27 protein-coding genes and 1 pseudogene are annotated in these 25,329 nt (G+C 66.1%); 18 read left to right on the top strand and 10 right to left on the bottom strand.

The genetic code is table 11. The features are described 5' to 3' along the window. Position 1: 1 nt before the first annotated feature. On the bottom strand, positions 2 to 838 hold the full coding sequence (locus ACFSGJ_RS13825; RefSeq protein WP_390262925.1) for an EAL domain-containing protein: 837 nt from the start codon (positions 836 to 838) through the stop codon (positions 2 to 4). A gap of 48 nt (positions 839 to 886) precedes the next feature. Then, complete coding sequence (locus ACFSGJ_RS13830; protein ID WP_390262928.1) at positions 887 to 1,438, bottom strand: TlpA family protein disulfide reductase; 552 nt, start codon at positions 1,436 to 1,438, stop codon at positions 887 to 889. 23 nt (positions 1,439 to 1,461) lie between these two features. Here ACFSGJ_RS13830 and argH point away from each other — a divergent pair, with 23 nt between their 5' ends. From argH to ACFSGJ_RS13855, 5 genes are all read left to right on the top strand, one after another. Continuing rightward, entirely contained in the window at positions 1,462 to 2,862 is a 1,401-nt protein-coding gene (gene argH / locus ACFSGJ_RS13835; RefSeq protein ID WP_390262931.1) for an argininosuccinate lyase, read from the top strand. After that, positions 2,859 to 3,059: a hypothetical protein gene (locus ACFSGJ_RS13840; protein ID WP_390262934.1), complete on the top strand. Its 201-nt coding sequence runs from the start codon at positions 2,859 to 2,861 to the stop codon at positions 3,057 to 3,059. The genes argH and ACFSGJ_RS13840 overlap by 4 nt, the downstream gene beginning before the upstream one ends. Then, positions 3,059 to 3,376: a DUF2834 domain-containing protein gene (locus tag ACFSGJ_RS13845; RefSeq protein WP_390262937.1), complete on the top strand. Its 318-nt coding sequence runs from the start codon at positions 3,059 to 3,061 to the stop codon at positions 3,374 to 3,376. Before ACFSGJ_RS13840 ends, ACFSGJ_RS13845 begins: the two co-directional genes overlap by 1 nt. Then, complete coding sequence (gene lysA, locus ACFSGJ_RS13850) at positions 3,376 to 4,644, top strand: diaminopimelate decarboxylase (protein ID WP_390262940.1); 1,269 nt, start codon at positions 3,376 to 3,378, stop codon at positions 4,642 to 4,644. The genes ACFSGJ_RS13845 and lysA overlap by 1 nt, the downstream gene beginning before the upstream one ends. A gap of 78 nt (positions 4,645 to 4,722) precedes the next feature. Then, entirely contained in the window at positions 4,723 to 7,158 is a 2,436-nt protein-coding gene (locus tag ACFSGJ_RS13855) for a DUF4175 domain-containing protein (protein WP_390262943.1), read from the top strand. Between the two features lie 8 nt (positions 7,159 to 7,166). Here the strand turns inward: ACFSGJ_RS13855 and ACFSGJ_RS13860 are convergent, their stop codons facing one another. After that, the gene (locus ACFSGJ_RS13860; RefSeq protein ID WP_390262946.1) at positions 7,167 to 7,757 is read right to left on the bottom strand and encodes a zinc-ribbon domain-containing protein; all 591 of its coding nucleotides are present in this window, start codon (positions 7,755 to 7,757) and stop codon (positions 7,167 to 7,169) included. A 151-nt stretch (positions 7,758 to 7,908) separates the two neighbouring features. Here ACFSGJ_RS13860 and ACFSGJ_RS13865 point away from each other — a divergent pair, with 151 nt between their 5' ends. Genes ACFSGJ_RS13865 through ACFSGJ_RS13880 form a run of 4 tightly spaced genes read left to right on the top strand, consistent with a single transcriptional unit; the run spans position 7,909 to position 10,811 of the window. Then, complete coding sequence (locus tag ACFSGJ_RS13865; protein WP_390262949.1) at positions 7,909 to 8,580, top strand: cell division ATP-binding protein FtsE; 672 nt, start codon at positions 7,909 to 7,911, stop codon at positions 8,578 to 8,580. Next, on the top strand, positions 8,577 to 9,467 hold the full coding sequence (locus tag ACFSGJ_RS13870; protein WP_390262952.1) for a cell division protein FtsX: 891 nt from the start codon (positions 8,577 to 8,579) through the stop codon (positions 9,465 to 9,467). Before ACFSGJ_RS13865 ends, ACFSGJ_RS13870 begins: the two co-directional genes overlap by 4 nt. Next, positions 9,467 to 10,237, top strand: a complete 771-nt coding sequence (locus tag ACFSGJ_RS13875) for a lysophospholipid acyltransferase family protein (protein WP_390262955.1) — start codon at positions 9,467 to 9,469, stop codon at positions 10,235 to 10,237. Before ACFSGJ_RS13870 ends, ACFSGJ_RS13875 begins: the two co-directional genes overlap by 1 nt. After that, positions 10,206 to 10,811: an MSMEG_1061 family FMN-dependent PPOX-type flavoprotein gene (locus tag ACFSGJ_RS13880; protein ID WP_390262958.1), complete on the top strand. Its 606-nt coding sequence runs from the start codon at positions 10,206 to 10,208 to the stop codon at positions 10,809 to 10,811. The genes ACFSGJ_RS13875 and ACFSGJ_RS13880 overlap by 32 nt, the downstream gene beginning before the upstream one ends. 1 nt (position 10,812) lies before the next feature. On the opposite strand, the gene ACFSGJ_RS13885 is transcribed toward ACFSGJ_RS13880, so the two are convergent. Both ACFSGJ_RS13885 and ACFSGJ_RS13890 read right to left on the bottom strand, forming a co-directional pair. Beyond that, positions 10,813 to 11,772 carry an acetyl-CoA carboxylase carboxyltransferase subunit alpha gene (locus tag ACFSGJ_RS13885; RefSeq protein ID WP_390262961.1) on the bottom strand — a complete coding sequence of 320 codons (960 nt, stop codon included), beginning with the start codon at positions 11,770 to 11,772 and terminating at the stop codon, positions 10,813 to 10,815. Between the two features lie 189 nt (positions 11,773 to 11,961). Beyond that, a pseudogene (locus tag ACFSGJ_RS13890) lies at positions 11,962 to 12,923 on the bottom strand (L-malyl-CoA/beta-methylmalyl-CoA lyase). A gap of 270 nt (positions 12,924 to 13,193) precedes the next feature. Here ACFSGJ_RS13890 and dgcN point away from each other — a divergent pair. From dgcN to ACFSGJ_RS13905, 3 genes are read left to right on the top strand one after another with little or no spacing between them, the layout of a single operon-like run. Next, complete coding sequence (dgcN, locus tag ACFSGJ_RS13895) at positions 13,194 to 14,195, top strand: N-acetyltransferase DgcN (protein ID WP_390262964.1); 1,002 nt, start codon at positions 13,194 to 13,196, stop codon at positions 14,193 to 14,195. Between the two features lie 55 nt (positions 14,196 to 14,250). After that, positions 14,251 to 15,216: an N-acetyl-D-Glu racemase DgcA gene (gene dgcA / locus ACFSGJ_RS13900; RefSeq protein WP_390262967.1), complete on the top strand. Its 966-nt coding sequence runs from the start codon at positions 14,251 to 14,253 to the stop codon at positions 15,214 to 15,216. An 11-nt stretch (positions 15,217 to 15,227) separates the two neighbouring features. Beyond that, complete coding sequence (locus ACFSGJ_RS13905; protein WP_390262970.1) at positions 15,228 to 16,082, top strand: D-amino-acid transaminase; 855 nt, start codon at positions 15,228 to 15,230, stop codon at positions 16,080 to 16,082. Positions 16,083 to 16,189: 107 nt separating this feature from the next. Here ACFSGJ_RS13905 and ACFSGJ_RS13910 read toward each other — a convergent pair whose 3' ends face one another. Both ACFSGJ_RS13910 and ACFSGJ_RS13915 read right to left on the bottom strand, forming a co-directional pair. Further along, the gene (locus tag ACFSGJ_RS13910; protein ID WP_390262973.1) at positions 16,190 to 16,501 is read right to left on the bottom strand and encodes a DUF1244 domain-containing protein; all 312 of its coding nucleotides are present in this window, start codon (positions 16,499 to 16,501) and stop codon (positions 16,190 to 16,192) included. A 20-nt stretch (positions 16,502 to 16,521) separates the two neighbouring features. After that, on the bottom strand, positions 16,522 to 17,262 hold the full coding sequence (locus tag ACFSGJ_RS13915) for an N-formylglutamate amidohydrolase (RefSeq protein ID WP_390262976.1): 741 nt from the start codon (positions 17,260 to 17,262) through the stop codon (positions 16,522 to 16,524). 150 nt (positions 17,263 to 17,412) lie between these two features. On the opposite strand from ACFSGJ_RS13915, the gene pyk reads away from it, so the two are divergent. The 6 genes from pyk to pheT all read left to right on the top strand — a co-directional run bounded on the left by pyk (position 17,413) and on the right by pheT (position 23,850). Next, complete coding sequence (gene pyk, locus ACFSGJ_RS13920; protein ID WP_390262979.1) at positions 17,413 to 18,858, top strand: pyruvate kinase; 1,446 nt, start codon at positions 17,413 to 17,415, stop codon at positions 18,856 to 18,858. A gap of 30 nt (positions 18,859 to 18,888) precedes the next feature. Further along, positions 18,889 to 19,113 carry a hypothetical protein gene (locus ACFSGJ_RS13925; RefSeq protein WP_390262982.1) on the top strand — a complete coding sequence of 75 codons (225 nt, stop codon included), beginning with the start codon at positions 18,889 to 18,891 and terminating at the stop codon, positions 19,111 to 19,113. A 111-nt stretch (positions 19,114 to 19,224) separates the two neighbouring features. Continuing rightward, positions 19,225 to 19,425, top strand: a complete 201-nt coding sequence (gene rpmI / locus ACFSGJ_RS13930; RefSeq protein WP_377398283.1) for a 50S ribosomal protein L35 — start codon at positions 19,225 to 19,227, stop codon at positions 19,423 to 19,425. Between the two features lie 12 nt (positions 19,426 to 19,437). Next, on the top strand, positions 19,438 to 19,803 hold the full coding sequence (gene rplT, locus ACFSGJ_RS13935) for a 50S ribosomal protein L20 (RefSeq protein ID WP_390262985.1): 366 nt from the start codon (positions 19,438 to 19,440) through the stop codon (positions 19,801 to 19,803). A 125-nt stretch (positions 19,804 to 19,928) separates the two neighbouring features. Further along, positions 19,929 to 21,011 (top strand): phenylalanine--tRNA ligase subunit alpha, encoded by a 1,083-nt coding sequence (gene pheS, locus ACFSGJ_RS13940; RefSeq protein WP_390262988.1) that lies wholly within the window; start codon positions 19,929 to 19,931, stop codon positions 21,009 to 21,011. 418 nt (positions 21,012 to 21,429) lie between these two features. Further along, positions 21,430 to 23,850: a phenylalanine--tRNA ligase subunit beta gene (gene pheT / locus ACFSGJ_RS13945; protein WP_390262991.1), complete on the top strand. Its 2,421-nt coding sequence runs from the start codon at positions 21,430 to 21,432 to the stop codon at positions 23,848 to 23,850. Here pheT and ACFSGJ_RS13950 read toward each other — a convergent pair. Genes ACFSGJ_RS13950 through ACFSGJ_RS13960 form a run of 3 tightly spaced genes read right to left on the bottom strand, consistent with a single transcriptional unit; the run spans position 23,847 to position 25,325 of the window. Further along, the gene (locus ACFSGJ_RS13950) at positions 23,847 to 24,320 is read right to left on the bottom strand and encodes a BON domain-containing protein (protein WP_390262993.1); all 474 of its coding nucleotides are present in this window, start codon (positions 24,318 to 24,320) and stop codon (positions 23,847 to 23,849) included. The genes pheT and ACFSGJ_RS13950 overlap by 4 nt on opposite strands. A gap of 59 nt (positions 24,321 to 24,379) precedes the next feature. Continuing rightward, a complete protein-coding gene (recR, locus tag ACFSGJ_RS13955; protein WP_390262996.1) occupies positions 24,380 to 24,979 on the bottom strand; it encodes a recombination mediator RecR in 600 nt (199 codons plus the stop codon). Between the two features lies 1 nt (position 24,980). Next, the gene (locus ACFSGJ_RS13960) at positions 24,981 to 25,325 is read right to left on the bottom strand and encodes a YbaB/EbfC family nucleoid-associated protein (RefSeq protein WP_390262999.1); all 345 of its coding nucleotides are present in this window, start codon (positions 25,323 to 25,325) and stop codon (positions 24,981 to 24,983) included. Positions 25,326 to 25,329: the final 4 nt, after the last annotated feature.

The raw sequence follows: 25,329 nt of genomic DNA on the forward strand, positions 1-25,329 counted from the left end.
GTCAAGTGCCGCGGTGGCGCAGGGGAGGTTCCGCAATGGTTGTGGTGTCCGCGCCGGGGCGCGGGATCGCGGGCCCTTGTATCCCATCGATCCCGGCAGCGCCGAGCCATGCAGCATCCTCGGCCCTTTCAACCCCGCTTGCGATCACGAAGGCCTCTGAATGACGCGCAAGCGAAAGCAGCATGGCGACGATGTTTCGCCGCCTTGCGTCATCGGCCAGGCCTTGCACCACCCGCGGGTCAAGCTGGATGAAGTCGAAGTCCTGTGTGGCGAAGGGACGCGGGGTGAACGGGGCGGCGCCGAATCCGCAGAGCGCGAGGCTGGCACCGCGCCCCCGCAAAGGGTCGAGAAAGGCCGAGACAACGACGGGCAGCGCCGCGAACGCGGTTGCATCGACCCCGAGGATCAGGCGATCCGCAAGGGACGGGTCAAGCCGCAGCCCTGCTTCCAGTGTCATGCGCCATTCGAAGGAGCAGAGCGTTGCAGGCGATAGCGGCAGAAGAAGGCGCAGATTTTCCCGACCGCCCAGAGCGGCCAGCGCCAGACCCAGCGTTGCACAGTCGATTGCCGCACCAAGATCGGTCTCTGCACGCGCCGCGGCCAGATCGGATGGCGGAATGACGCGACCGCCCGCATCCCGCAGCCTGGGTCGCGCCTCATGAAAGGCGATCCGCGCAAGGTCACGCGCGTCATGGATCGGATGGAGCACCAGTTCCACCCGCCCTTCGGCAAGTGCCGCGCGCGCAAAGGCGGGTGCCTCACGCCGTTGCAGCGCCGCCGCGTGGTCCAGCGCGTCGGCCGCGGGGCTGTCGTTGGGCGGGGGCGGCAATCCGGTCATCACTCAGGTCCTCTGACCCGAATGTGAGGTGCAAAAGTTAACCCGCCGTTACTCGGCGATCAGGGCGGTCAGGATCGCGATGGCCGAGTCGGAATCCCATTCTGCGTCGCCCGTCAGACGCGCGATTTCCCGCCCCTCGCGGTCAAGGATCACAGTGACCGGCAGCCCCAGCACCCCCATTTCGCGTGCAAGGGCCGATGACGGGTCGCGCAGCACCGGCAGATGGGTGATTCCCGCTTCGGCATAGAAGCGTTCAATCCCGGGAACGGGGTTGCGGCCGGTCGCCACGGGCACTACGGCCAGATCGCCGCCGCCCAGCGTCGCCTCCAGCCGGTCGAGCGAGGGCATCTCATGCCGGCAGGGGGCACACCATGTCGCCCAGAAATTCAGGACCACGATCCGGCCCTCGTAACCCGTCAGATCCTGCGGGGCGTCGCGCTCATCCAGCAGGGCGGCCCGGGGCAGCGGGCGCGGATCGGTGTGAAACACGAGCTTGCGCATGTCGCCTTCGCGCAGGGCCTCCGCGCCGGTCCCGGCCGCTGCGGCATTTGCACCGAGCGCAATGGCAGTATAGAGGACGGCAAGACGCAAAAGACGCATTTTCCCTCCAAGGGGTTTCGATCATGACCACCGCCAGCCAGACTTCCTCGAACGCCATGTGGGGCGGGCGCTTTGCCGCCGGGCCCGACGCGATCATGGAGGCGATCAACGCCTCGATCGGGTTTGACAGGCGGCTCTATGCGCAGGACATCCAGGGCTCACGCGCCCATGCCGCGATGCTCGCGGCGACAGGCATCATCACGGATAGCGACGCAAAGGCGATCGGGGAAGGCCTTCTCACGGTCTTGTCAGAGATCGAGGCCGGCGACTTCCCCTTCCGCACCGAACTGGAAGACATCCACATGAATGTGGAGGCGCGCCTGAAAGAGGTGATCGGCGAACCGGCGGGGCGGCTTCATACCGCCCGCAGCCGCAACGATCAGGTCGCCACCGACTTCCGGCTCTGGGTGCGGGATCAGGCCGATGCGGCGATTGGCGGGATCCGCGCGCTGATCGGCGCGCTGCTGGTGCAGGCCGAACAGGGCGCGGACTGGGTGATGCCGGGCTTTACCCATCTGCAGACCGCGCAGCCCGTGACGTGGGGGCATCACATGATGGCCTATGTCGAGATGCTGGGCCGGGATCTGGGTCGGTTTCAGGATGCCCGCCGGCGCATGAACGAATCTCCGCTGGGGGCGGCGGCGCTTGCGGGCACCTCCTTCCCCATCGACCGCGACATGACGGCCCGCGCGCTCGGCTTTGACCGGCCGATGGCCAATTCGCTCGACGCGGTGTCGGACCGGGATTTCGCGCTGGAGTTTCTGTCATCGTCCGCGATCTGCGCCATGCACCTGTCGCGTCTGGCGGAAGAGCTGGTGATCTGGTCGTCGGCCCAGTTCCGCTTCGTGATCCTGTCGGACCGGTTTTCGACCGGGTCCTCGATCATGCCGCAGAAAAAGAACCCTGACGCGGCCGAACTGCTGCGCGCCAAGATCGGCCGCATCTTGGGGGCGATGGTCGCGCTTTTCACGGTGATGAAGGGCCTGCCGCTGACCTATTCCAAGGACATGCAGGAAGACAAGGAACAGGTCTTTGACGCCGCCGACACGCTGATGCTGTCGCTCGCGGCGATGGAGGGGATGGTGCGCGACATGGCCGCCAACCGTCCCGCGCTCGAGGCCGCGGCGAGCGCAGGCTTTTCCACCGCGACCGACCTTGCCGACTGGCTGGTGCGGGAACTGAACCTGCCCTTCCGCGACGCGCATCACGTGACCGGAACGCTGGTGAAACGCGCCGAGGACAAGGGGTGCGACCTGCCGGACCTTACGCTGGACGAGATGCGGCAGGTTCATCCCGGTATTTCCCAGGACGTTTTTGCGGTGCTGGGCGTTCACAACTCGGTCGCGAGCCGGCAGAGTTACGGTGGGACCGCCCCGGATCAGGTGCGCGCGCAGGTCAGACGCTGGAAGGAGGCCTTGGCATGATACGGTTCATCCTGCTTGTCCCGCTGGCACTGGCCGCCTGCGGCGTCGACGGCCCCCCCCGTCCGGTCGTGGGCGCATCGGTCCAGACCCATGGTCCGCGCAGCGCGACAGGCACCGATGTCCTTGTGAACATCGACAACCAGACAGGTGTGTCGGTTTCGGGCGAGGCCCGGATGGGCGTCGTGGGGCGGCTCTGATGTCGCCGCTGCGGATGGTCTATCTTGCGCTCGCCATATGGGGCGCGGTCCATCCGACGGTGCATCTTCACCGCTGGTTCGGTGAAACCGGATTCGACCTGCCGCGCCTCTTCGCCGCATGGACGGTGAACGCGGCCACCACCGCCCTTGCCTGGGACCTGACCATCGCCGCCATCGCGCTGAGCGTCTTTGTCCTGGCCGAGACATTCGTGCGCAAGAACTGGTCGGCCCTTGCCGCCATTCCCGCGACCTTTCTGATCGGCCTTTCCTGCGGATTGCCGCTTTATCTTTTCCTGCGAACGCGCCCGGTGACCTGATGGACCATTTTCTGTATCGCAATGGCAGCCTTCACGCCGAGGATGTGCCGGTTTCCGAGATTGCTGCGGCCGTCGGAACGCCGTTCTACTGCTATTCCTCCGCGACGCTCGAACGGCATTTCCGCCTGTTCCAGGAGGCGCTGGCGCCCTTGCCGAACCTCGTTTGCTTTGCCGTGAAATCGAACAGCAATCAGGCGGTGCTGCGGCTTTTGGGCAGCCTTGGGGCGGGCATGGATGTCGTGTCGGGGGGCGAGTATCTGCGGGCCAAGGCCGCGGGGGTGCCGGGCGACCGGATCGTCTTTTCCGGTGTGGGCAAGACCCGCGCGGAAATGCGTCAGGCACTGGCCGGCGGGGTGCGCCAGTTCAACGTGGAGAGCGAGCCGGAGCTTGTCGCCTTGTCCGAGGTGGCGGCCGGGATGGGGCTGGTGGCGCCCATTGCCGTGCGGGTCAACCCGGATGTCGATGCCCGGACGCATGAGAAGATCGCGACCGGCAAGTCGGAAAACAAGTTCGGCATCCCGATTGCCCGGGCCCGGCAGGTCTACGCGCAGGCGGCGGGCCTGCCGGGGATCGAAGTGGTGGGGATCGACGTCCATATCGGCAGCCAACTGACCGAGCTTGACCCCTTCCGGCAAGCCTTTGCAAAGGTTGAGGAACTGACCCGGGCCTTGCGGCAGGACGGCCACGATATCCGCAGGCTCGATCTGGGCGGCGGGCTTGGCATTCCCTATGAGCGTTCGAACAGCGCCCCGCCGCTGCCCATCGAATACGGGCGGATGATTCAGGAAACGCTGGGGCATCTGGACTGCGAGATCGAGATCGAGCCGGGGCGGCTGATTTCCGGCAATGCGGGCATTCTCGTGTCCGAGGTGATTTATGTGAAAGACGGCGAGGGGCGTGATTTCCTCATTATCGACGCGGCGATGAACGACCTGATGCGACCGTCGCTATACGGTGCGCATCACGATATCATTCCGGTGCTCGAGGCCGCACCCGGTACCGCACGGCGCCCGCTGGACGTGGTCGGCCCGGTCTGCGAGACGGGCGACACCTTTGCCCGCCAGCGCGATCTGCCCGAGGGCCTGTCGCCCGGGGATCTGGTCGCCTTCCGTTCGGCCGGGGCCTATGGCGCCGTGATGGCGTCGGAATACAACACCCGTCCGCTGGTGCCCGAGGTTCTGGTCAGCGGCGATCAATTCGCCGTCATTCGCCCGCGCCCGACGTTTGACGAAATCATAAACCGCGATACCATACCGCCATGGCTCTGAGGCGCGTCCGCGCGCCGGACGGCCCAGTTCGTGGCGCCCATTCCGCGATCCCCTGAAAGTCGTTTCCGGAAAGGGAGCATGATCAAGGCACCATCCCCCGATCCCAGTGATCCTGCGCTTGACCGGCTGAAATGGCCGCTGCGGCTGACATGGGCGGGGCTGTGGGCCGAGGCCGTGCTGCGCGGCTTCTGGCCGGTCTGGAGCCTTATGTTCCTGGTGGTGGCGCTGTCGGCATTCGGGGTGCATGACCTCATGGGCGATGGCGCGCTGCTTTGGGGCGCCGCGGGCGTTGCCGTCTCCGCGCTTGTCCTGATCTATATCGCGCTGCGCCGGTTCCGGCGGCCTGGTGTGACGGAGGCGCTTGAACGGCTGGATCGGACGATGCCCGGCCGGCCTATCTCGGCGCTCCGCGACAGTCTGGCTGTGGGGGCCGCCGACCCAGCCTCGCAGGCCGTGTGGGAGGCGCATCGACGCCGGATGGCGACGCGGCTGGCGGGGGTTCGTGCCCCTGCCCCCGATCTTCGTCTGGCAGACCGTGATCCCTATGCGCTCCGCTATGCGGCGCTGCTGGCGCTGGCCGTGGCCGTGCTGTTCGGCGCGCCGCAGCGGGTGGGGGAACTGGCGGGGTTGTCGGTTCCGGGCCGTGCCGAGGCGCTGGCCGCCGGCCCGGCATGGGAGGGATGGCTGCGCCCGCCGGGATATACCGGACGCCCGACGATCTACCTCAACGATGCGCAGGCCGACACGCTGCGCGTGCCCGAAGGTTCCATCGTCACGCTGCGCTTTTACGGCGACGCGGGCGCGCTCAACCTATCGCACGGGCTTTCCGACCAGCCCGAAGGCGCGGGCGATATCGAGGTGCTCCGTTCCGGCCGGCTGGCTGTGGAAGGGCCCGGAGGGCGGGAATGGCATGTGGAGGTCATCCCCGACCTCACACCCGTGATCCGCATGACCGGAGAGGCGGTGCGCGAGGCCGGGGGCCAGATGCGCCAGCCCTTCAGCGCCGAGGATGACTATGGCGTCGTGTCCGGCCATGCCGAGGTGACGCTGGATCTTGCCGCGGTAGACCGGCGCCACGGTCTGGCCCCTGACCCCGAACCGAGAGAGCCGCTGATCCTCGATCTGCCGCTGCCCCTGACCGGCAACCGGCGCGAGTTTTCCGAGGCGCTGGTCGAGAACCTGTCCGAGCATCCCTGGGCCAACCTGCCGGTCCGCATCCGCATGGTCGCGACCGATGCGCGCGGTCAGGAAGGCGAGACCGCGGCAACCGCGATGGTTCTGCCGGGCCAGAGGTTCTTTGACCCGCTTGCGGCGGCGGTGATCGAGCTCAGGCGCGATCTGCTCTGGTCCCGCGACAATGGCCGGCGCAGCGCCCAGTTGTTGCGGGCGATCACGCATCGGCCCGAAGGGTTCATCCGGAACGAGCGCGCTTTCCTTCTGTTGCGGGTGGCGATGCGGCGGCTCGACACCGAGCTTGCGGCGGGTTTCTCGGTCGAGGCGCGGGATGAAATCGCCGAGGCCCTGTGGGAGGTCGCGACCCTGATCGAGGCGGGCGATCTGGACAGCGCGCGCGAACGGCTGGAGCGGGCGCAGGACCGCCTGTCAGAGGCGATGCGCAATGGCGCGGATGAGTCCGAGATCGCCGAATTGATGCAGGAATACCGCGACGCCCTGCGGGATTACATGCGCCAGCTTGCCCAGGAACAGCAGAACGACCCCGACCGCCAACAGGCCGAGGCGCCCGAGATGTCGCTGTCCGGGCAGGACCTTCAGGATCTGCTCGATGAGCTTCAGCGCCTGATGGAAGAGGGCCGGATGGCCGAGGCGGCCGAGTTGATGGAGATGCTCCGCCAGATGATGGAGAACATGCAGGTCGTGCAGGGCGAAGGAAACGGTGAGGGCGATGCGATGCAGGGCCTTGCCGACACCCTGCGCGACCAGCAGGGCCTGAATGACGACACCTTCCGCGACCTTCAGGAACGGTTCGGGGGGGAAGGCCAGGGCGGACAGGGGCAAGATGGCCTGTCGGAACGTCAGCAGGAATTGCGCGACCGGCTGGCCGAACAGGGCGAGGCGCTGCCGGGCGAGGGTACGCCCGAGGGCGATGCCGCCCGCCGCCTGCTTGATGAGGCCGGGCGGGCGATGGACGAGGCTGAACAGGCCCTGCGCGACGGGCGGGGCGGCGACGCGCTGGACCGCCAGTCCGAGGCGATGGATGCGCTGCGCGAGGGAATGCGTCAGCTGGGCGAGGCGATGGCGCAGGGCCAGCAGGATCAGAACGGCCAGCAGGGCCAGCAGGCCGGACGCAGCGATCCCGAAAGCCAGCAGCGCGATCCGCTGGGACGCGAACCCGGCGGCAGCGGCCAGTTGGGCACCGACCAGAACCTGCTTCAGGGGGAGGATGTCTATCGCCGTGCGGATGAGCTTTTGCAGGAACTGCGGCGCCGTTCGGGCGACCAGACGCGGCCGGACCTGGAACTGGACTACCTGCGGCGACTTCTGGACCGGTTCTGACCCGTCGCTCAGGGCCGGGGCTGGATGCCGATTTCCCGCAGGCCATCGTCGAGCCAGAGCCGCGCCATATTGACCTGCTGGGTAAAGCTGGCGGCGGCCGGGGCGAGGGCGGGCCATTCCCGTGCGATCACAGGCGCCAGAAGATAGAGCGCAAGCAACGCCGCCGCCGCGCCCGTGACAAAGCCGAACCCCATCCCCCAGCCGCGCCGTTTCCCGGCCTGACGTTCCGCCGTTCGCAGTCGCGCCGTCGCGTGAAGGGTTGCCGTTATGTCGCCGATGTCACGCACCGGTTCCTCGGCGGTCGCCGCGTCCGAGGGCGGTGCAGGTTCCGGGTCTTTGGTCGTTGCGGCGCGGCGCGCCCTCGCCTCACGCTCGGCCTCTTCGCGCAGGATGTTCACGACCGCCGCATCAAGTGGACGGCGCGGCGGCGTGGCCGCGCCCGGGGCATCGCCCGCAAGAACAAGCACATCGTTCAACTGCGCGCCGGTATGGAACCAGCCATGCCCGCAGGCCGAACAGACCACGTCGCGCCCCTGCGGCGGAACGGCGTTTTCCTCGACCTCATATTGTGCAGTGCAGTTCGGGCAGATCAACCGCATGTGAAGTGACTCGCCCCTTTCGGCGCCATGGCCCCGGCTTCCGGCATGTTGTAGCAATCGGCCCGGAATTATCCAAGCCTTTGTGTCGGCAGCGATTGAAAGCCGGGCGACATTCGGCGAAATTGCGGCCAACTCAGCAGGAGCGCATCGCGTGATCGACCTACAGAATGTCGCCTACAGCTATGGCGGGGGCGAACTTCTTTCAGACATTACCTTTCGCCTTGCGCCGGGGTCCTTTCATTTCCTCACCGGGCCGTCGGGGGCGGGCAAGACGACCTTTCTCAAGCTCTGCTATGCCGAGCTTTTGCCGACGGCGGGACAGATCGACGTCTTTGGCCGGGACGTCCGGGCGCTCGGCCGGGACGATGTGGCAATGGTCCGGCGCAAGATCGGCGTCGTGCATCAGGATTGCGCCTTTCTCGACCATCTGAGCGTCGCCGAGAATATCGCGCTCCCGCTCATGGTGTCGGGGATGGACCCGCATCCCGACGATCTGCGCGATCTTCTGACCTGGGTCGGGCTTCGCCCGCAGGCCGCGGCGCTGCCGCCGCAACTTTCGGGCGGCGAGAGGCAGCGCGCGGCACTGGCGCGGGCCGTGATCCTTTCGCCCGATGTGATCCTTGCGGATGAGCCGACGGGCAATCTCGACTGGGACATGTCGATGCGGCTTTTGACCCTGCTGGTCGAACTCAACCGGATGGGCAAGACGGTTCTGGTCGCGACCCATGACCTGAACCTGATCCGAAGCGCCAAGGCGCAGGTCGCGGCCCGTGTGCTGCGCATCCAGAACCGGCGGCTTCAGCTCGCGGGGGCAGATCTGTGAAACGACTGGCATTGCTTCTGTCGCTGGGGGAAGGCCCTGCGGACCGGATCGTCCCGCCCTCGGGCTATACCGCGCGACTGACGACCTTCACCGCTGCGGCGATGGCCTTTCTGGCGGTCTTTGCGCTTGCGCTCGCGCTCGCCTCGGGCCGGCTTGCCGACCGCTGGGAAACGGCCCTTGCCCAAAGCGCGACCGTGCGTCTGTCGGCGCCCGAGGATCAGCTGGGCACGCAGACTGCCGCGGTGCTGGAGGTTCTGCGAACCACGCCGGGCGTGACACAGGCGCGGGTCATTCCGCCCGAGGAACAGCGCGCCCTGCTCGAACCCTGGTTCGGCCCCGATCTGCCGGTCGAGACATTGCCCTTGCCGCAACTGGTGGAGGTCGTGGGCAGCGGCTATGACGTGGACGCCCTGCGGCTCCGGTTGCGGGCCGAGGCACCCGATGCGGTCTATGACGACCATACCCGCTGGCGGGAGCCGCTGGTCAGCGCGGCGAACCGGCTGCGGCTGCTGGCGGCGGCATCGGTCCTGCTGATCCTCGGGGCGGTCGCGGCGATGATCACGCTTGCCGCCGCCGCCGCGCTATCGGCAAATGCGCAGGTGATCCGTGTCCTGCGGCTGGTGGGCGCGCGGGATGCCTTTATCGCGCAGGCCTTCGTGCGGCGCTTTACGCTGCGCGCGATGGGCGGTGCGGCGCTGGGAACGGGTGCGGGGATGCTGGCCATGTTCCTTTTGCCGGCGGCGGACGAGGCAGGGGGTTTCCTGACCGGCCTCGGGTTTCAGGGCTGGCATTGGGGCTGGCCCCTGCTGATCCCGCTGCTTGCTGGGGGTGTCGGTTACGCGGCGACGCGGGCGGCGGCCCTGCGCGCCCTGAGGGGGCTGAACTGATGCGTTACGCGCTGCAATGGGTCCTGTCGCTTTTGTTCATCATCCAGATGTATCTGGCGATGGCGATCCTTGCGATCTGGTTCACGCCCTTCGCGATCTTCCGGCGCGAAGCCGTGTTCGACGCTGTCCACACCTATTGCCGCTGGGTCCGCACCAGCGCCCGCGTGATGGTCGGCCTGCGGTCCGAAATCCGAGGTGAGGTTCCGCAGACAGAGGTTCTGGTCGCGGCCAAGCATCAGTCGTTTCTCGACATCATCCTCATGGTCAGCGTGCTGCCGCGCCCCAAGTTCATCATGAAGAAGGAACTGAAATGGGCGCCGATCCTTGGCTGGTATGCGCTGCGAATGGGCTGCGTGCCCGTTGATCGGGGCAAGCGGGGGCAGGCGGTCCGGCAGATGCTGGCCGATGTGCGCAGCGGGCGGCAGGACCCCGGGCAGCTGATCATCTATCCGCAAGGAACGCGGGTCGCCCCGGGGGTCCAGCGGCCCTACAAGGCGGGGGCAGGCGCGCTTTATGATGAGCTTGGACAGGATTGCGTGCCTGTCGCGACGAATGTCGGCGTGTTCTGGCCGCGTCACGGCATATACCGCCGGCCGGGGCTTGCGGTTGTCGAATTTCTGCCGGCCATCCCGGCGGGTCTGCCAAGGGACGTCTTCGTCGCCCGGCTGGAGCGGGAGGTCGAGAGCGCGTCGGACGCGCTTATGGCCGAGGCGGGTTTCACCAGCAAAGGGGCGACGGATGGAATTGATCACGAACATCGAGGCGCTTGAGCGTCACTACGGAACCCCCGGCGAGGCGGCGACCGCCAAGGTCGCCCGCCGGATGACGCCCGCCTATCGCAACTGGATCGCGCGCAGCCGTTTCTGCATCCTCACGACCGTGGGGCCCGAGGGCACCGATGCCAGCCCGCGTGGCGATGACGGCCCGGTGGTGCGCGAGCTTGATCCCGGGACGCTGGCTCTGCCCGACTGGAAAGGGAACGACCGCATCGACTCGCTGCGCAATATCGTCGCGGACGGGCGCGCCTCGCTCATGTTCATGGTGCCAGGCGCGACGAATGTGATCCGGGTCAACGGACGTGCCGGGGTGACCGCCGACACCGGTCTCTGCCAAAGCTTTGAGCGGCGCGGCATCCGGCCCCGCACTGTCATCGTGCTGTCGCTTGGCGAGATATATTGCCAATGCGCCCGCGCCATTCTGCGCAGCGGACTCTGGACCTCGGGCGACGCATCGGAGGGGTTGCCGAGCGTGGGCGACATCCTGCGGGAAATGACCGAGGGCCGGTTCGACGGCGCCGCCTATGACGCGGCCTGGCCCGCCCGGGCTGCCGCCACGATGTGGTAGGTCAGGCCGCCAGCCCCTTGGTCCCCATGTCGAGGAATTTCTGACGGCGGTCGCGGATCAGGGCCTCGGGTTTCTTGCCCGAAAGCTCCTTGAGCATGACCTCGATGGCGCGCCCGACGCTTGCAATCGTCTCGGAGGGGGCGCGATGGGCGCCGCCCAGCGGTTCCTTGATGATCCGGTCTATCACGCCCAGCTTGTGCAGGTCCTGCGCAGTGAGACGCAGGGCCTCGGCAGCTTCGCGCATCTTTTCCGCGTCCTTCCACAGGATCGAGGCGCAGCCTTCGGGGCTGATCACCGAATAGACCGAATGTTCCAGCATCGCGACGCGGTTCGCGGTGGCAAAGGCCACGGCGCCGCCCGACCCGCCTTCACCGATGATGACCGAGATCAGCGGCACGCCGACCTCAAGGCATTTCTGGGTGGAACGGGCGATCGCCTCGCTCTGGCCGCGTTCCTCGGCGCCCTTGCCGGGATAGGCGCCGGGGGTGTCGACCAGCGTCACGACCGGGATGCGGAACCGGTGCGCCATATCCAGTAGCCGGATGGCCTTGCGGTACCCTTCGGGGCGCGCCATGCCGAAATTGCGTTCGATACGGGTGCGGGTGTCGTTGCCTTTTTCATGGCCGATCACCATCACCGGCTGGTCGTTGAAACGCGCAAGCCCCCCCATCACGGCATGGTCGTCGGCAAAGTTCCGGTCGCCGGCAAGCGAGGTGTATTCGGTGAAAAGCGCGTCGATATAATCGCGGCAATGCGGGCGGTCGGGGTGGCGCGCGACCTGACATTTGCGCCACGGCGTGAGGTCCTTGTAAAGGTCCCGCAGCATCGTTTCGGCCTTGCGGTCGAGGGCCGAGGCCTCTTTCTCGACATCCATCTCCTTGTTCGACCGGGCCATCGCCCGAAGCTCCTCGGCCTTGCCTTCGATTTCGGCCAGCGGCTTTTCGAACTCGAGATAATTCATCGACCACGCTCCAGAAATGTCACTGGCTGCTATATGACGGCCCGGGCGGTCATTTGCAACGGTAGGACAGTCTTCGTGCGGCCCGTCGCCGAGACCCGGATTCAACGCCGCGCCCCGGACGGTGCCGGGGCGCGCGCCTCCTCCCAGATCCCCGTCATGTCCTCCCAAACCGGACGGGGCTGGTATCTGTCAGCCGGCGATCATCTCGGATTGCCGGACGATCACCTCGGCTTGCCGAATGGATGCTATNCTATATCTACCAGACGACCTTTGTAAACAGTCGCACCAGCGCCCTCGGCCCGGGCCTGTTCCATTGCCGCGAGGATTTCCCGCGCCTCGGCGACCGCTGCGGCGGACGGGGTGAAAACCTCATTCGCAAGCGCCACCTGCTTGGGGTGAATGGCCCATTTGCCCACCATGCCCAGCGTCGCCGACCGCCGGGCCTGCGCGCGAAAGCCCTCATCGTCGGAAAAGTCGCCGAATGGCCCGTCCACGGGCAACAGCCCGTGGGTGCGACAGGCGGCGACGATCGCGGCCTGCGCCCAGTGCCAAGGGTCGGACCAGTGGCGCGCGCCGTCCTGCAGCATGTAGTAGTTTTCCTGCGTGCCGCCGATGCCGGTCGTCTGCATCCCCATGGAGGCCGCGAAATCCGCGGCGCCAAGGCTCATCGCCTGCAGGCGTGGCGAGGCAGCAGCGATCTCGTTCACATGTGCGATGCCGGCTGCGGATTCGATGATGACTTCAAAGCTGATCGCCTTTTCGCGGCCCGTGGCGCGCTCGACTGCCGTCACCAGCGCATCCACGGCATAGACATCCGCAGCGCAGCCGACCTTGGGGATCATGATCTGGTCCAGACGGTCCCCGGCCTGTTCCAGCAGGTCCACCACGTCGCGATACCAATAGGGCGTGTCGAGGCCGTTTATCCGCACCGAGAGGTATTTGCGCCCCCAGTCGACTTCGCCGATGGCGCGGATGATGTTGGCGCGCGCGGCCGCCTTGTCATCCGGGGCGACCGAGTCTTCGAGATCGAGGTTGATCACGTCCGCTGCGCTTTGCGCCATCTTCTCGAAGATCGCCGGACGAGAGCCCGGCCCGAAGAGTTGGCAGCGATTGGGGCGGGCGGGCGGCGCAGGCTGGATGCGGAAGCTCATCGGGCTGGTAATTTTGTTTCCATATGATCGCCTTGATGGATACGAAGTTGCGCGAAAAGTTTCAAGTGTTGTTTGCGCGCGCAGAAAACTGCGCATAAACCCTTGGACGTGAGATTAAAACTCGTGCAGAAAAAGAATAACAGAAGAAATTTGCGCGCTGCACCAGCTTACCGCGGAATTATTGCTTACCGCCCTCTGCTGCGCCCGCAAAAATCACGGACATTCGGTCGGAGATGCCGCATTCTCCGGGAAACACAGGAGAGGTGCGCCATGATTCAGACCCCCTATCTTCTTTTCCTCGGCGACGCACCGGATGCGCTTGCGGCCAAGGTTGCGCAGGGCATCCGCGACTGGCGCCCCGAATTTGCCATCGGCCAGTTCCGGATGCCCGGTTGCAAGGCCGATATGCGCCTGCCCGACATGACCCTGGCCGAGGCCAGGGCGGCGGGCTGCAAGACGCTCGTGGTCGGCGTCGCGAACCGGGGCGGGGTGATCTCCCCGGCATGGATCGAGGTTCTGGTCGCCGCGCTGGCCGAGGGGTTCGACCTGGCAAGCGGCCTGCACAACCTGTTGCGGGACGAACCTGAACTGGTTGCCGCCGCAGAACGCCATGGGCGCAGCCTGCATGACGTGCGCGTTCCGGTGGTGGATTACCCGATCGCGAACGGCAAGAAACGCGCCGGCAAGCGGATGCTCGCCGTCGGCACGGATTGCTCGGTCGGCAAGATGTACACCGCGCTCGCCATGGATCGTGAGATGCGCGCCCGGGGGATGAAGTCGACCTTTCGTGCGACCGGCCAGACCGGCATCCTGATTACGGGTGAGGGCGTGCCGCTGGACGCGGTGATCGCCGATTTCATGGCCGGGTCGATCGAGTGGCTGACCCCCGACAACGATCCCGACCACTGGGACCTGATCGAGGGGCAGGGCAGCCTGTTCCACGTGTCCTATTCGGGCGTCACGCTGGCGCTGATCCATGGCGGGCAGCCCGACGCGCTGGTCCTGTGCCACGAACCCACCCGCGCCCATATGCGGGGCCTGCCGGACTACACGCTGCCCGGGCTCGCGGAATTGCGGGACGCGGCGCTTTTGATGGCGCGTGTTGCGAACCCGCAGGTGCAGGTCGTGGGCATCTCGGTCAACACCCAGCACATGACCGAGGAAGAGGCGCAGGCCTATCTGGCCCAGGTCGAGGCGGAGATGGGCCTGCCGGCCGTCGATCCGTTCCGCCATGGCGCCGGGCGTCTGGTGGACGCGCTGGCGGCAATCTGATCTGATCCGCAGCGACAGAATTGGCCCGGGCCTGTCCGGGCCGGAAGGAGAGTTCATGCGTCTGACCGTCACCCCCGACACGTTTCGCCTTGCGGAAGTCTTTACCATCAGCCGCGGCAGCCGGACGGAAACGCGCGTCCTGACCGTGCGGATCGGTGACGGCGCGCATGAGGGGTGGGGCGAATGCGTTCCCTATGCCCGCTATGGCGAAACGCTCGAAAGCGTCACGGCGCAGATCGAGGGGCTTTCGGTGCCGTTCGACCGGCAGGCGCTGCAGGGCCTTCTGCCTGCCGGGGCCGCGCGCAATGCGGTCGATTGCGCCCTGTGGGATCTTGAGGCCAAGACGACCGGCAAGAGGGTCTGGGAATTGGCGGGCCTTGCCGCGCCGGGGCCGGAGATTACGGCTTTTACCCTGTCGCTCGACACGCCCGAGCGGATGCAGGCCGCAGCGGCGCGCAACGCGCATCGCCCCGTGCTCAAGATCAAGCTGGGCACGCCCGACGACATGGCGCGGCTGGAGGCTGTGCGGGCCGGTGCGCCCTCGGCTCGGATCGTGGTGGATGCGAACGAAGGCTGGACAGCCGAGGTTTATTCCGAGCTTGCGCCGCATCTGCTGCGGCTGGGCGTGGCGATGGTCGAACAGCCGCTGCCCGCCGGGCAGGACGACATGCTGGCCGAGATCGCGCGCCCGCTGCCGGTCTGCGCGGATGAAAGCTGCCATGACCGCCACAGCCTGCCTGCCCTGAAGGGCAAGTATGACATGGTGAACATCAAGCTCGACAAGACCGGCGGGCTGACCGAGGCGCTGGCGCTGAAGGCGCAGGCGCTGGCAGAGGGGTATCAGGTGATGGTCGGCTGCATGGTGGGGTCGTCGCTGGCGATGGCACCGGCGGTGCTGGTGGCGCAGGGCGTTGCGGTCACCGATCTTGACGGGCCGCTGCTTCTGGCGGAAGACCGCGACCATCCGCTGCAATATGACGAGGCGGGCGTGCATCCCGCGCAGGCGGCGCTTTGGGGCTGAAGGAGAGAATGATGAGCCGGACTGTCTATGTGAATGGCGACTACCTGCCGGAGGAAGAGGCAAAGGTCTCGATCTTTGACCGCGGCTTCCTGATGGCCGATGGCGTCTATGAGGTGACAAGCGTTCTTGGCGGCAAGCTCATCGACTTTGCGGGCCATGCCCGCCGGCTGGCACGCTCGCTGAACGAACTCGACATGAAGGCCCCGCTGACCGAGGATGAGTTGCTTGAGATCCACCGCGAGCTGGTGGCGCGCAACGAACTTGTCGACGGGATGATCTATCTGCAGGTCACGCGCGGCGCGGCGGACCGGGATTTCGCCTTCCCCGTGGATGCCGAACCGACAGTGGTGCTTTTCACCCAGTCGAAGCCCGGTCTGGCCGATAATCCGGTCGCAAAGACGGGCATCAAGGTCATCTCGATCCCCGATATCCGCTGGGGGCGTCGCGACATCAAGACGGTGCAGCTTCTTTACCCGTCGATGGGCAAGATGATGGCCAAGAAGGCCGGGGCCGACGACGCCTGGCTGGTCGAGGATGGCAAGGTGACCGAGGGCACCTCGAACAACGCCTATATCGTCAAGGGCGGCAAGATCATCACCCGGCAGTTGGGCAACGAGATCCTGCACGGGATTACCCGTGCCGCCGTGCTGCGCTGCGCCCGCGAGGCGCAGATGGAGGTCGAGGAGCGCGCCTTTACCATCGAGGAAGCGCAGGCGGCGGATGAGGCCTTCATCACCTCGGCTTCGGCTTTCGTGATGCCGGTGGTCGAGATCGACGGCGCGACGCTTGGCGACGGCAAGCCGGGCCGCGTGGCGGCGCGCCTGCGGGAAATCTATCTGGATGAGATGCGCAAGGCTGCCGTCTGACAGCCGACGCATCCGCAAGAGGACCCTAAGGCGACAGGGGGCAAGGCCCCGCGGGCCTTCCGGGTCAGACCTTCCGGATCAAGGGGCCGCGCAGTTGCGCGGCCTTTTCATTTCTCGCCGACGTTTTCCCGGAACGCGGTCTCGAAGGCCGCCTTCTGATCGTCCGAGGCTTCGCGCTGGTGGCGGGCACGCCAGTCGTCATACGGCATCCCATAGACGATCTCGCGGGCCTCTTCCTTGTCCATCTCGATGCCGCGCGCATTCGCGGCCTCCTGATACCAGCGGCTCAGGCAGTTGCGGCAGAACCCCGCCAGGTTCATCAGGTCGATGTTCTGCACCTCCGGGCGCTTTTCCAGCAGGTGCTCCATCAGGCGGCGAAAGGCGGCGGCTTCCAGTTCGGTGCGGGTGGCGTCATCCATCGGTCATCTCCTTTGTCGGATCAAAGATTGGCCTTCGTCAGCGCGGCTTCAAGCAGGGGTGCCAGCCGCGCGGCCCATGCCTCGGCGTCCCCCGGCGAGGCGATCAGGTCGTTGCGCAGTTCGATCAGAACATTGGGCCGCCCCGGGGCAAGGGCATGGCGGTCGATGCTGTCGCCGGGAAGGTGCCCCAGATAGGGCTCGTTCTCGCCCACACAGAGGTCGGTCTCGGCATGAAGCAGGTCGAGAAGGGGACGCGCAAGTCGCACATCATCCGCGAAAAGGATACCGACATGCCAGGGCCGCGGGGGGCGCCCGCGCAGACATGGGGTAAAGCTGTGGATCGCCACGATCACCGTATCGGGGCGCCGCCCGGCGAGCCTTTCAAGCGCCGCATGATAGGGGCGATAAAGTCGGTTGAGCCGATCCTCGCGTTCATTCGGCCCGACATGGCGGTTCGCGGGAATGATCGTGCCGTCGTAAAGCTTCATCACCAGCGTCGGGTCATCCTCGCCCCGGTTGGGGTCGATCACGAGACGCGAGAAGTCAGAGCGCAGGAAAGGGGCATCCAGCCGCGCCGCGAGCGCGCGCGCCAGATCCGCCGCACCCACGTCATAGGCGATATGCCGCGCCATATCCGCAGGCGCGATGCCCAGCGTGCCGCCATTGACCCACGGCGGCACGGTGTTCGACGCGTGGTCGCAGGTGATGAGCCAGCGCGCCGGACGCTCGGCGCCTTCCACGAAAAATGGCTGGTGCTGCATTGTCTTTCCCTGTTTGTCACCTGCCTTTAACCGTCTGTAGGGTAAAGCGCCAGTTGCCCCCATGGGTGAATTCCGCCATACAGGCTGCGGCCCATCGCGATTTCAAACCTGATTTGAAACGCTGATACGAACACAGGGAAATGAGGCAGGATGAGACGCCTTCGCAACGTAAAGATCGTGGCCACGCTGGGCCCTGCATCAAGCACCTATGAAACGATCCGGGCGCTGTTCGAGGCAGGGGCAGATGTGTTCCGCCTGAACATGAGCCATGGCAGCCATGATGAAATCGCCGCCCGGCACGCGATCATCCGGCAGATCGAGGCCGATATGGGCCGCCCGATCGGCATCCTTGCCGATCTTCAAGGTCCAAAGCTGCGGGTCGGCACCTTTGCCAATGGCGAGGAGATGCTGAACGCCGGTGCCGCCTTCCGTCTGGATCTCGATCCGGCCGAGGGCGATGTGAATCGCGTCTGTCTTCCCCACCGCGAGATTTTCGAGGCGCTGGAGCCGGGGGCAACGCTTTTGGTCAATGACGGCAAGATCCGCCTCAAGGTGAATGCCTGCGGTCCGGACTTTGCCGATTGCGTGGTGATCGCCGGCGGCATCATTTCGAACCGCAAGGGCGTGAACGTGCCCGACGTCGTGCTGCCGCTGGCCGCCCTGTCTGACAAGGACCGTCGCGATCTGGAATTCGTCTGCGAACTGGGGGTCGACTGGCTCGCGCTCTCGTTCGTGCAACGTGCCGCCGATGTCGATGAAGCGCGCGGCCTTGCACGCGGGCGGGCGGCGATCCTCTCGAAGATCGAGAAACCGGCGGCGGTGAAGGCCTATCCGGAGATTCTGGCGGTCTCCGACGGGATCATGGTGGCTCGGGGCGATCTGGGTGTCGAGTTGCCCGTCCAGAACGTGCCGCCGATTCAAAAGCGGTTGGTCCGCCTTGCCCGTGCGGCCGCCAAGCCGGTGATCGTCGCGACCCAGATGCTCGAAAGCATGATCGACAGCCCGATGCCGACCCGGGCCGAGGTGTCGGACGTCGCCACCGCCATCTATGAGGGGGCGGACGCCGTCATGCTCTCGGCCGAGAGCGCGGCGGGCAACTATCCGGTCGAGGCGGTGACGACGATGAACAACGTCGCCATCGAGGTCGAAAGCGACCAGACCTATCGCGACGTCATCGAGTCGAGCCGCAAGGTTGTTCGCAAGACCATCGCCGACGGTATCGTCGCCGCAGCCCGCGAAATCGCCGAGGCCACGGAGATCCGGGCGATCTGCTGTTTCACCCAGTCGGGCACGACCGGCTCGCTGGTGGCCCGTGAACGTCCGCGCGTTCCGATCATCGCGCTGACCTCCATCCGGGAAACGGCCCGCCGTCTCTCGCTGACCTGGGGCACCCATTGCGAGGTTGTCGATCCCGTCGACCGGTTCAAGGGCGCCGTGGTCAGCGCCGCACGGGTCGCACGCAACTACGGTTTTGCAACCGAGGCCGACCAGATCGTCGTCACTGCCGGCGTGCCCTTCAATGTCGAGGGCACGACCAACATCCTGCGCGTGGCGCCTTGCGAAGAACGGTTGATTTACCGGACCGATCCCGAATAATGGCCGCATCACCTCTGGCGCGGGGGCAGGATGGCCGTCGATCTGATGCTGGTTGCGGGGCTGGTTCTGGCGGGCTTCGGCATCGTTCTGATCGCCGGCGCCTATGCCGATGAACGGCGCCCGAGGTCGGGCTTTGTGCTGACCCTGCTTGGCGCGGGGTTGATCGGCGGTGGGTTCTACCTGCACCCCGGACCGGCGGCCCCCGGCCTGATCGCCGAGGCCGTGATCCATGTCCTTGCCCGCATCGTGAACTGATTTCCGCTTGCCAAGCCGGGGCGGGCCGCCTATACGCCCCGCTCTATACCCGCGCGTCCGGCCCATGTGGCATGCCGAGTCGCGCGTAAACCGCCTGAAAAGGAGATGGAAATGCCCAAGATGAAGACCAAGTCCAGCGCCAAGAAGCGCTTCAAGATGACCGCGACCGGCAAGGTCAAGGTCGGTCAGGCCGGCAAACGGCATGGCATGATCAAGCGGACGACCAAGTTCATCCGTGACGCTCGTGGGACGACGGTGCTTTCGGCACCCGACACCAAGATCGTCAAGACCTACATGCCCTACGACCGCTAAGGAGGCTGGACAATGGCACGCGTTAAATCCGGCAAGGTTACCCACGCCCGTCACCGCAAGGTCGTCAAGGCCGCCAAGGGCTATTACGCCGCCCGTGGCACGAACTTCCGCACGGCCACGCAGGCGGTGGACAAGGCCAACCAATACGCCACCCGCGACCGCAAGACCCGCAAGCGCAATTTCCGCGCGCTCTGGATTCAGCGGATCAACGCCGCAGTGCGCGAGATCGACCCGGCGCTGACCTATTCGCGCTTCATCAACGCGCTGGCCGTGGCCGGGATCGAGGTGGACCGCAAGGTTCTCGCCGATCTCGCGGTGCATGAGCCCGAGGCGTTCGGCGCCATCGTGACCCGCGCCAAGGCCGCCGTCGCCGCCTGAGGCTGCGACCGCTGCGAAAACCGCAACCCCGTCTGCCCCGGCAGGCGGGGTTTTTCTTGTGCCCCGCGCTTGCAATCAAGGCGCTCTGTGCTATCCCCGGCGCGCAATGACTGCATGAGGGCGCCATGGAACATCTCGACGCGTTGAAGGCCAGGTTTCTGGAGGGCATCGGCGGTGCCCGGGATGAGGCCGCGCTGGAAGAGCTTCGTCTGGCAGCACTCGGCAAGAGGGGCGAAGTCAGCCTCAGGATGCGCGAACTGGGCAAGATGACGCCCGAAGAACGGCAGGTGGCGGGGCCCGCGCTCAACGCGCTCAAGGACGAAATCGACGCCGCGCTGAGGGCGAAAAAGGCAGCGCTTGCCGATGCCGCGTTGAACGAACGGCTGCAGGCCGAATGGCTCGACGTGACGCTGCCGGGCCGTCCGCGCCGCATGGGCACCATCCACCCCGTCAGCCAGGTGATGGAGGAACTGACGGCGATCTTTGCCGATATGGGCTTTTCCGTGGCCGAGGGGCCGCAGGTCGAAAGCGACTGGTATAACTTCGACGCGCTCAACATCGCGCCGGAACACCCGGCCCGGCAGGAGCATGACACGTTCTTCATGCACCGCGCCCCCGGCGACGACCGCCCGCCGCATGTGCTGCGCACCCATACCAGCCCGGTTCAGGTGCGGGCGATGCTGGCTCAGGGCGCGCCGATCCGCGTGATCGCGCCGGGCCGCGTCTATCGCATGGACATGGACCAGACCCATACGCCGATGTTCCACCAGGTCGAGGGGCTGGCGATCGACCGCGATCTGTCGATGGCCAACCTGAAATGGGTGCTGGAGGAATTCTGCCGCGCCTTCTTCGAGGTCGATCAGGTCGAACTGCGCTTCCGCGCCAGCCACTTCCCCTTCACCGAGCCGTCGGCCGAGGTCGATATCCGCTGTTCCTGGGAAGGCGGGCAGCTCAAGATCGGGCAGGGCGACAGCTGGATGGAGATCCTTGGGTCCGGCATGGTGCACCCGCATGTGCTGCGGTCCGGCGGGATCGACCCGAATGAATGGCAGGGCTTTGCCTTTGGCATGGGCATCGACCGGATCGCCATGCTGAAATACGGCATCCCCGACCTCCGCGCCTTCTTCGAGAGCGACCTGCGCTGGCTGCGGAACTACGGCTTCGCGGCGCTCGACATGCCGAGCCTGCCGGGGGGGCTGAGCAGGTGAGGTGGGATGAGAAGGCGGAGAGGCTCCTGCTGGAGATTCTCGAGAAGTCGGCTCCGTCCAGGGTGGCATTTCTAGTGAATGATGATCGAGCGTCCTATCGCTGGACGACGGATCACTCCGTACCAAAGCCAGAGGGCGCAGCGATCCCTTTGCAAGGCGTGGAAGTGCGGTACTACCTGCGACAGTTTGGGGAGCAGCGATGGGCGGAAATCCATGAGTCTCAGGGCGGCGACTTTCGACACACCTTGCTTATGCTTCCGGGATTCGAGAGGTTGCGCGATCTACGGTCAAACATGCCCCTCAGCAGATTACGAAGGTGGCTTGCCTCTGCGAGCTCTCAGCTTCTGATTTCGGTCGGTCTCCCGATCATAACGACCATTTTGACGATCATCGTCATGAACCGTCTCGGGATAACACAATGAAATTCACCCTCTCCTGGCTCAAAGACCACCTCGAGACCGAGGCGTCGCTGGATGACATTCTTTACGCCCTCACCGATCTGGGGCTGGAGGTCGAGGAGGTCTCGGACCCGGCCGAAAAGCTGGGCGCCTTTCGTATCGCGAAGGTGATCGAGGCGGTGCAGCACCCCAATGCCGACCGCCTGCGGCTCTGCCGTGTGGCGACCTATCCCGATGGCCCCGGCGGCCGGATGGAAGAGGTTCAGGTCGTCTGTGGTGCGCCCAATGCGCGGACGGGGCTTGTGGGGGTCTTTGCGCCGGTGGGGACGCATGTTCCGGGCACGGGCGTGGACCTCAAGCCGGGGGTGATCCGGGGCGTGGAATCGAACGGGATGCTCTGTTCCGAACGCGAGATGGAGCTGTCGGACGACCATGACGGCATCATCGACCTGCCCGAGGACGCGCCGCTGGGCGCGCGCTTCATCGATTATCGCGGCCTCAACGACCCGATGATCTATATCAAGATCACGCCGAACCGGCCCGACGCGCTCGGCGTGCGTGGCATCGCGCGCGATCTGGCGGCACGGGGGCTGGGGCGGTTGAAACCGCAAGAGGTTCCGGCGGTCGAGGGGCGTTTCGACAGCCCGATCACGGTAAGCATCGACCCGGGCCTGAAGGAAAAGGGCTGCCCCCTTTTCGCCGGCCGTGTCATCCGCGGCGTGAAGAACGGGCCAAGCCCCGACTGGTTGCAAAAACGGTTACGCGCCATCGGGCTGCGACCAATCTCGGCGCTGGTCGATATCACCAACTTCTTCACCTTCGACCTGAACCGCCCGCTGCACGTCTTTGACATGGCCAAGGTGCAGGGCAATTTGCACATCCGTCCGGCGCGCGAGGGGGAAAGCCTGCTGGCGCTCGACGGCAAGACCTATTCCCTGGGCGAAGGTCAGATGGTGATCGCGGACGATCAGGGCGTCGAAAGCCTTGCCGGGATCATGGGCGGCGAACATTCCGGCTGCACCGCCGAAACCGTCGACGTGTTCCTGGAATCCGCCTATTGGGACCCGATCACCATTGCCACCACGGGCCGCGCGCTGCGGATCAATTCCGATGCGCGTTACCGTTTCGAACGCGGGGTGGACCCGGAATTCACGCTGCCGGGGCTGGAACTTGCGACAAAGATGGTGCTGGAGCTTTGCGGCGGCGAACCCGGCCATGTCGTGATGGACGGCGCAGTGCCCGACACCACGCGCCGCTACCGGTTCGATCCGGCCCGCGTCATCAGCCTTGTCGGGATGGATATCCCCGAGGCCGATCAGCGCGCGACGCTTGAGGCGCTCGGCTTCCGGCTGGAGGGCGACGAGGCGATCCCGCCCAGCTGGCGCCCCGATGTGCTGGGCGAGGCCGATCTGATCGAAGAGGTTGCGCGGATCGCCAGCCTCACCAAGCTCAAGGGACGGCCCTTGCCCCGGGCGCAGGCGGGCGTACCGCGCCCGATCCTGACGCCGATGCAGCGCCGGGAACAGGCGGCGCGGCGGCAGCTTGCGGGCCTCGGATATAACGAATGCGTCACCTACAGCTTCATCGACGCAGCCTCTGCCGCGCTGTTCGGCGGCGGGGACGATGCGGTGCGGCTGCAGAACCCCATCTCGTCGGAAATGACCCATCTGCGGCCCGACCTGCTGCCGGGCCTTCTGCTGGCGGCTGCGCGCAATCAGGCACGGGGCTTTGCAGATCTGGCGCTGTTCGAGGTGGGCGCGGCCTTCAGCGGCGGTGAGCCGGGCGAGCAGCATATTCAGGCGGCGGGCCTTCTGGTCGGGGCGGCCGCCGCGCGCGATCCCCATGGCAGCCGCCGCAACGTGGATATCTATGACGCAAAGGCCGATGCCGAGGCGGTGCTCGCGGCCATCGGTGCGCCTGCCAAGGTCCAGATCGGGCGGAACGTTCCGGGCTGGTTTCATCCCGGACGCGCGGGGCAGATGACTTTGGGGCCGAAACTCGTGCTCGCGACCTTCGGCGAGGTGCATCCCAGGGTTCTCGCCACGCTCGACATCAAGGGACCGGCGGTTGCCTTTACGGTTCTGCTGGAAAACGCGCCCTATCCGAAGTCGCGGACCTTGGCACGGCCGGCGCTTGCCGCCAGCGGCCTTCAGGCGGTGGAGCGCGACTTTGCCTTCGTGGTCGACGAACGGGTAGAGGCGCTGACGCTGGTGAATGCCGCCCAAGGGGCCGACAAGGCCCTGATCGAAAGCGTGCGTGTCTTTGATGAATTCACCGGCCCAAAGGCGGCAGCGCAGATGGGCGAGGGGAAAAAGAGCCTTGCCTTGACCGTGCGGCTGCAGCCCGTGGAACGGACGCTGACCGAAGAGGAGATCGAGGCGGTCAGCGCCCGTATCATCGAAAAGGTCACCAAGGTGTCGGGGGGCAGCCTGCGCGGCTAGCCCTCCGCACTGTCCGACGCATGGTCGGCGGCAAGCAGGTTCTCGACGTGATCGACGCCGGGAACCGCCACGGCAAGATCCACGGCGCGCGCCCGGTCGGCATTCGTCTCGGCGGTGCCGCGCAGGATGATCGTCGTGCCCTTGCGCTCGACCGAGAGGTCGGAGATGGTGAGGTCAGAGTCCTCCAGAAGCGTGATGATCCTCTCCGAAAGATCGCCTTCGGGCAGGTCCGGCAGGTCGTCCAGCGTGGCCTCTTCTGCATCGGGTGTTTCGGGATAGGGTTCGTCGGCTTTCCAGTCCGCTGGGTCACGCTCGGTGTCGAATTCTCTCCAGCCTTCCTGCGCAGGCGCGACCTCATCATGCAAACCCGGATTTTCGGAATGCTGGTCGGGGCGCAGGGGCGGTGGCGTGATGTCATAGCCTGCCGCATCGGTGCGGGTGTCGTCGTCTCGCTTGTCACGCTCGGTCATGTCAGGCTCCTCGCTGGTTACGGCAAGTGAACCTTTGGCCGGGGGCAAGGGTTCCGGCGCTAGAAACTGCGCCGGGATCGCAGCGCCGCCGAGATCGTGCCATCGTCGAGATAGTCGAGCTCTCCGCCGATGGGCACGCCCTGGGCAAGCGTCGTCACCGCGACGCCGCTGCCGGAAAGCGCGTCCGCGATGTAATGCGCGGTCGTCTGGCCATTCACCGTCGCGTTGAGGGCAAGGATGATTTCCCGCACGCCTTCGTCCGCGATGCGGCGGATCAGCTGCGGGATGCGCAGTTCCTCAGGTCCCACGGCATCGAGCGCCGAGAGGGTGCCGCCCAGCACATGATACCGCCCGCGAAAGACGCCCGCTCGTTCCATCGCCCAGAGGTCGGCCACATCCTCGACGACGCACAGTTCGCCCGTCGCGCGAGCCTCGTTCGCGCAGATCGGGCAGACATCGTCGGTCGAGATATTGCCGCAGACAAGACAATCGCGCGCGGTCTGGGCAACGGCTTCCATCGCCTGCGCGAGCGGGAGCATCAGCGTCCCGCGCCGTTGCAGCAGGTAAAGCACCGCCCGCCGCGCCGATCGGGGCCCAAGCCCGGGCAGGCGCGCCAGGGCCTCGATCAGGGTATCGATCTCGCGCCGGGTGTCGGACACGTCAGAACGGGAACTTCATGCCCGCGGGCAGGCCCATCGCGTCGGAAATCTTGCGCATCTCTTCCTGCGCGCGGTCGCCGGCGCGCTGTTGCGCATCCTTGATCGCCGCAAGGATCAGGTCCTCGACGACCTCCTTGTCCTCGGGGCGGAAGATCGACGGGTCGATGTCGAGCGCCACCAGATCGCCCTTGGCGCTGGCCGTCGCCTTGACGAGGCCCGCGCCGCTTTCGCCGGTGACGGTGATCTTTTCAAGATCCTCCTGCAGGGTCGCCATCTTGCCCTGCATTTCCTGCGCGGCTTTCATCATCTTGGCCATGTCGCCAAAACCGCCCAATCCCTTGATCATTTCG

It is taken from the genome of Halodurantibacterium flavum (assembly GCF_042681825.1).
In the GTDB taxonomy this organism is placed as follows: Bacteria; Pseudomonadota; Alphaproteobacteria; order Rhodobacterales; family Rhodobacteraceae; genus Halodurantibacterium; species Halodurantibacterium flavum.

What these genes read in the sequence shown, in the direction of transcription:
- ACFSGJ_RS13840 (WP_390262934.1), top strand. Translation starts at nt 2,859, where the DNA reads ATGATACGGTTCATCCTGCTTGTCCCGCTGGCACTGGCCGCCTGCGGC.
- ACFSGJ_RS13830 (WP_390262928.1), bottom strand. Translation starts at nt 1,438, where the DNA reads ATGCGTCTTTTGCGTCTTGCCGTCCTCTATACTGCCATTGCGCTCGGT.
- ACFSGJ_RS13880 (WP_390262958.1), top strand. Translation starts at nt 10,206, where the DNA reads ATGGAATTGATCACGAACATCGAGGCGCTTGAGCGTCACTACGGAACC.
- ACFSGJ_RS13950 (WP_390262993.1), bottom strand. Translation starts at nt 24,320, where the DNA reads ATGACCGAGCGTGACAAGCGAGACGACGACACCCGCACCGATGCGGCA.
- ACFSGJ_RS13960 (WP_390262999.1), bottom strand. Translation starts at nt 25,325, where the DNA reads ATGATCAAGGGATTGGGCGGTTTTGGCGACATGGCCAAGATGATGAAA.
- pyk (WP_390262979.1), top strand. Translation starts at nt 17,413, where the DNA reads ATGAGACGCCTTCGCAACGTAAAGATCGTGGCCACGCTGGGCCCTGCA.
- ACFSGJ_RS13875 (WP_390262955.1), top strand. Translation starts at nt 9,467, where the DNA reads ATGCGTTACGCGCTGCAATGGGTCCTGTCGCTTTTGTTCATCATCCAG.
- ACFSGJ_RS13910 (WP_390262973.1), bottom strand. Translation starts at nt 16,501, where the DNA reads ATGGATGACGCCACCCGCACCGAACTGGAAGCCGCCGCCTTTCGCCGC.
- ACFSGJ_RS13915 (WP_390262976.1), bottom strand. Translation starts at nt 17,262, where the DNA reads ATGCAGCACCAGCCATTTTTCGTGGAAGGCGCCGAGCGTCCGGCGCGC.
- ACFSGJ_RS13860 (WP_390262946.1), bottom strand. Translation starts at nt 7,757, where the DNA reads ATGCGGTTGATCTGCCCGAACTGCACTGCACAATATGAGGTCGAGGAA.
- pheS (WP_390262988.1), top strand. Translation starts at nt 19,929, where the DNA reads ATGGAACATCTCGACGCGTTGAAGGCCAGGTTTCTGGAGGGCATCGGC.
- pheT (WP_390262991.1), top strand. Translation starts at nt 21,430, where the DNA reads ATGAAATTCACCCTCTCCTGGCTCAAAGACCACCTCGAGACCGAGGCG.
- argH (WP_390262931.1), top strand. Translation starts at nt 1,462, where the DNA reads ATGACCACCGCCAGCCAGACTTCCTCGAACGCCATGTGGGGCGGGCGC.
- ACFSGJ_RS13855 (WP_390262943.1), top strand. Translation starts at nt 4,723, where the DNA reads ATGATCAAGGCACCATCCCCCGATCCCAGTGATCCTGCGCTTGACCGG.
- ACFSGJ_RS13885 (WP_390262961.1), bottom strand. Translation starts at nt 11,772, where the DNA reads ATGAATTATCTCGAGTTCGAAAAGCCGCTGGCCGAAATCGAAGGCAAG.
- lysA (WP_390262940.1), top strand. Translation starts at nt 3,376, where the DNA reads ATGGACCATTTTCTGTATCGCAATGGCAGCCTTCACGCCGAGGATGTG.
- rplT (WP_390262985.1), top strand. Translation starts at nt 19,438, where the DNA reads ATGGCACGCGTTAAATCCGGCAAGGTTACCCACGCCCGTCACCGCAAG.
- ACFSGJ_RS13905 (WP_390262970.1), top strand. Translation starts at nt 15,228, where the DNA reads ATGAGCCGGACTGTCTATGTGAATGGCGACTACCTGCCGGAGGAAGAG.
- ACFSGJ_RS13825 (WP_390262925.1), bottom strand. Translation starts at nt 838, where the DNA reads ATGACCGGATTGCCGCCCCCGCCCAACGACAGCCCCGCGGCCGACGCG.
- ACFSGJ_RS13925 (WP_390262982.1), top strand. Translation starts at nt 18,889, where the DNA reads ATGGCCGTCGATCTGATGCTGGTTGCGGGGCTGGTTCTGGCGGGCTTC.
- dgcA (WP_390262967.1), top strand. Translation starts at nt 14,251, where the DNA reads ATGCGTCTGACCGTCACCCCCGACACGTTTCGCCTTGCGGAAGTCTTT.
- rpmI (WP_377398283.1), top strand. Translation starts at nt 19,225, where the DNA reads ATGCCCAAGATGAAGACCAAGTCCAGCGCCAAGAAGCGCTTCAAGATG.
- dgcN (WP_390262964.1), top strand. Translation starts at nt 13,194, where the DNA reads ATGATTCAGACCCCCTATCTTCTTTTCCTCGGCGACGCACCGGATGCG.
- ACFSGJ_RS13845 (WP_390262937.1), top strand. Translation starts at nt 3,059, where the DNA reads ATGTCGCCGCTGCGGATGGTCTATCTTGCGCTCGCCATATGGGGCGCG.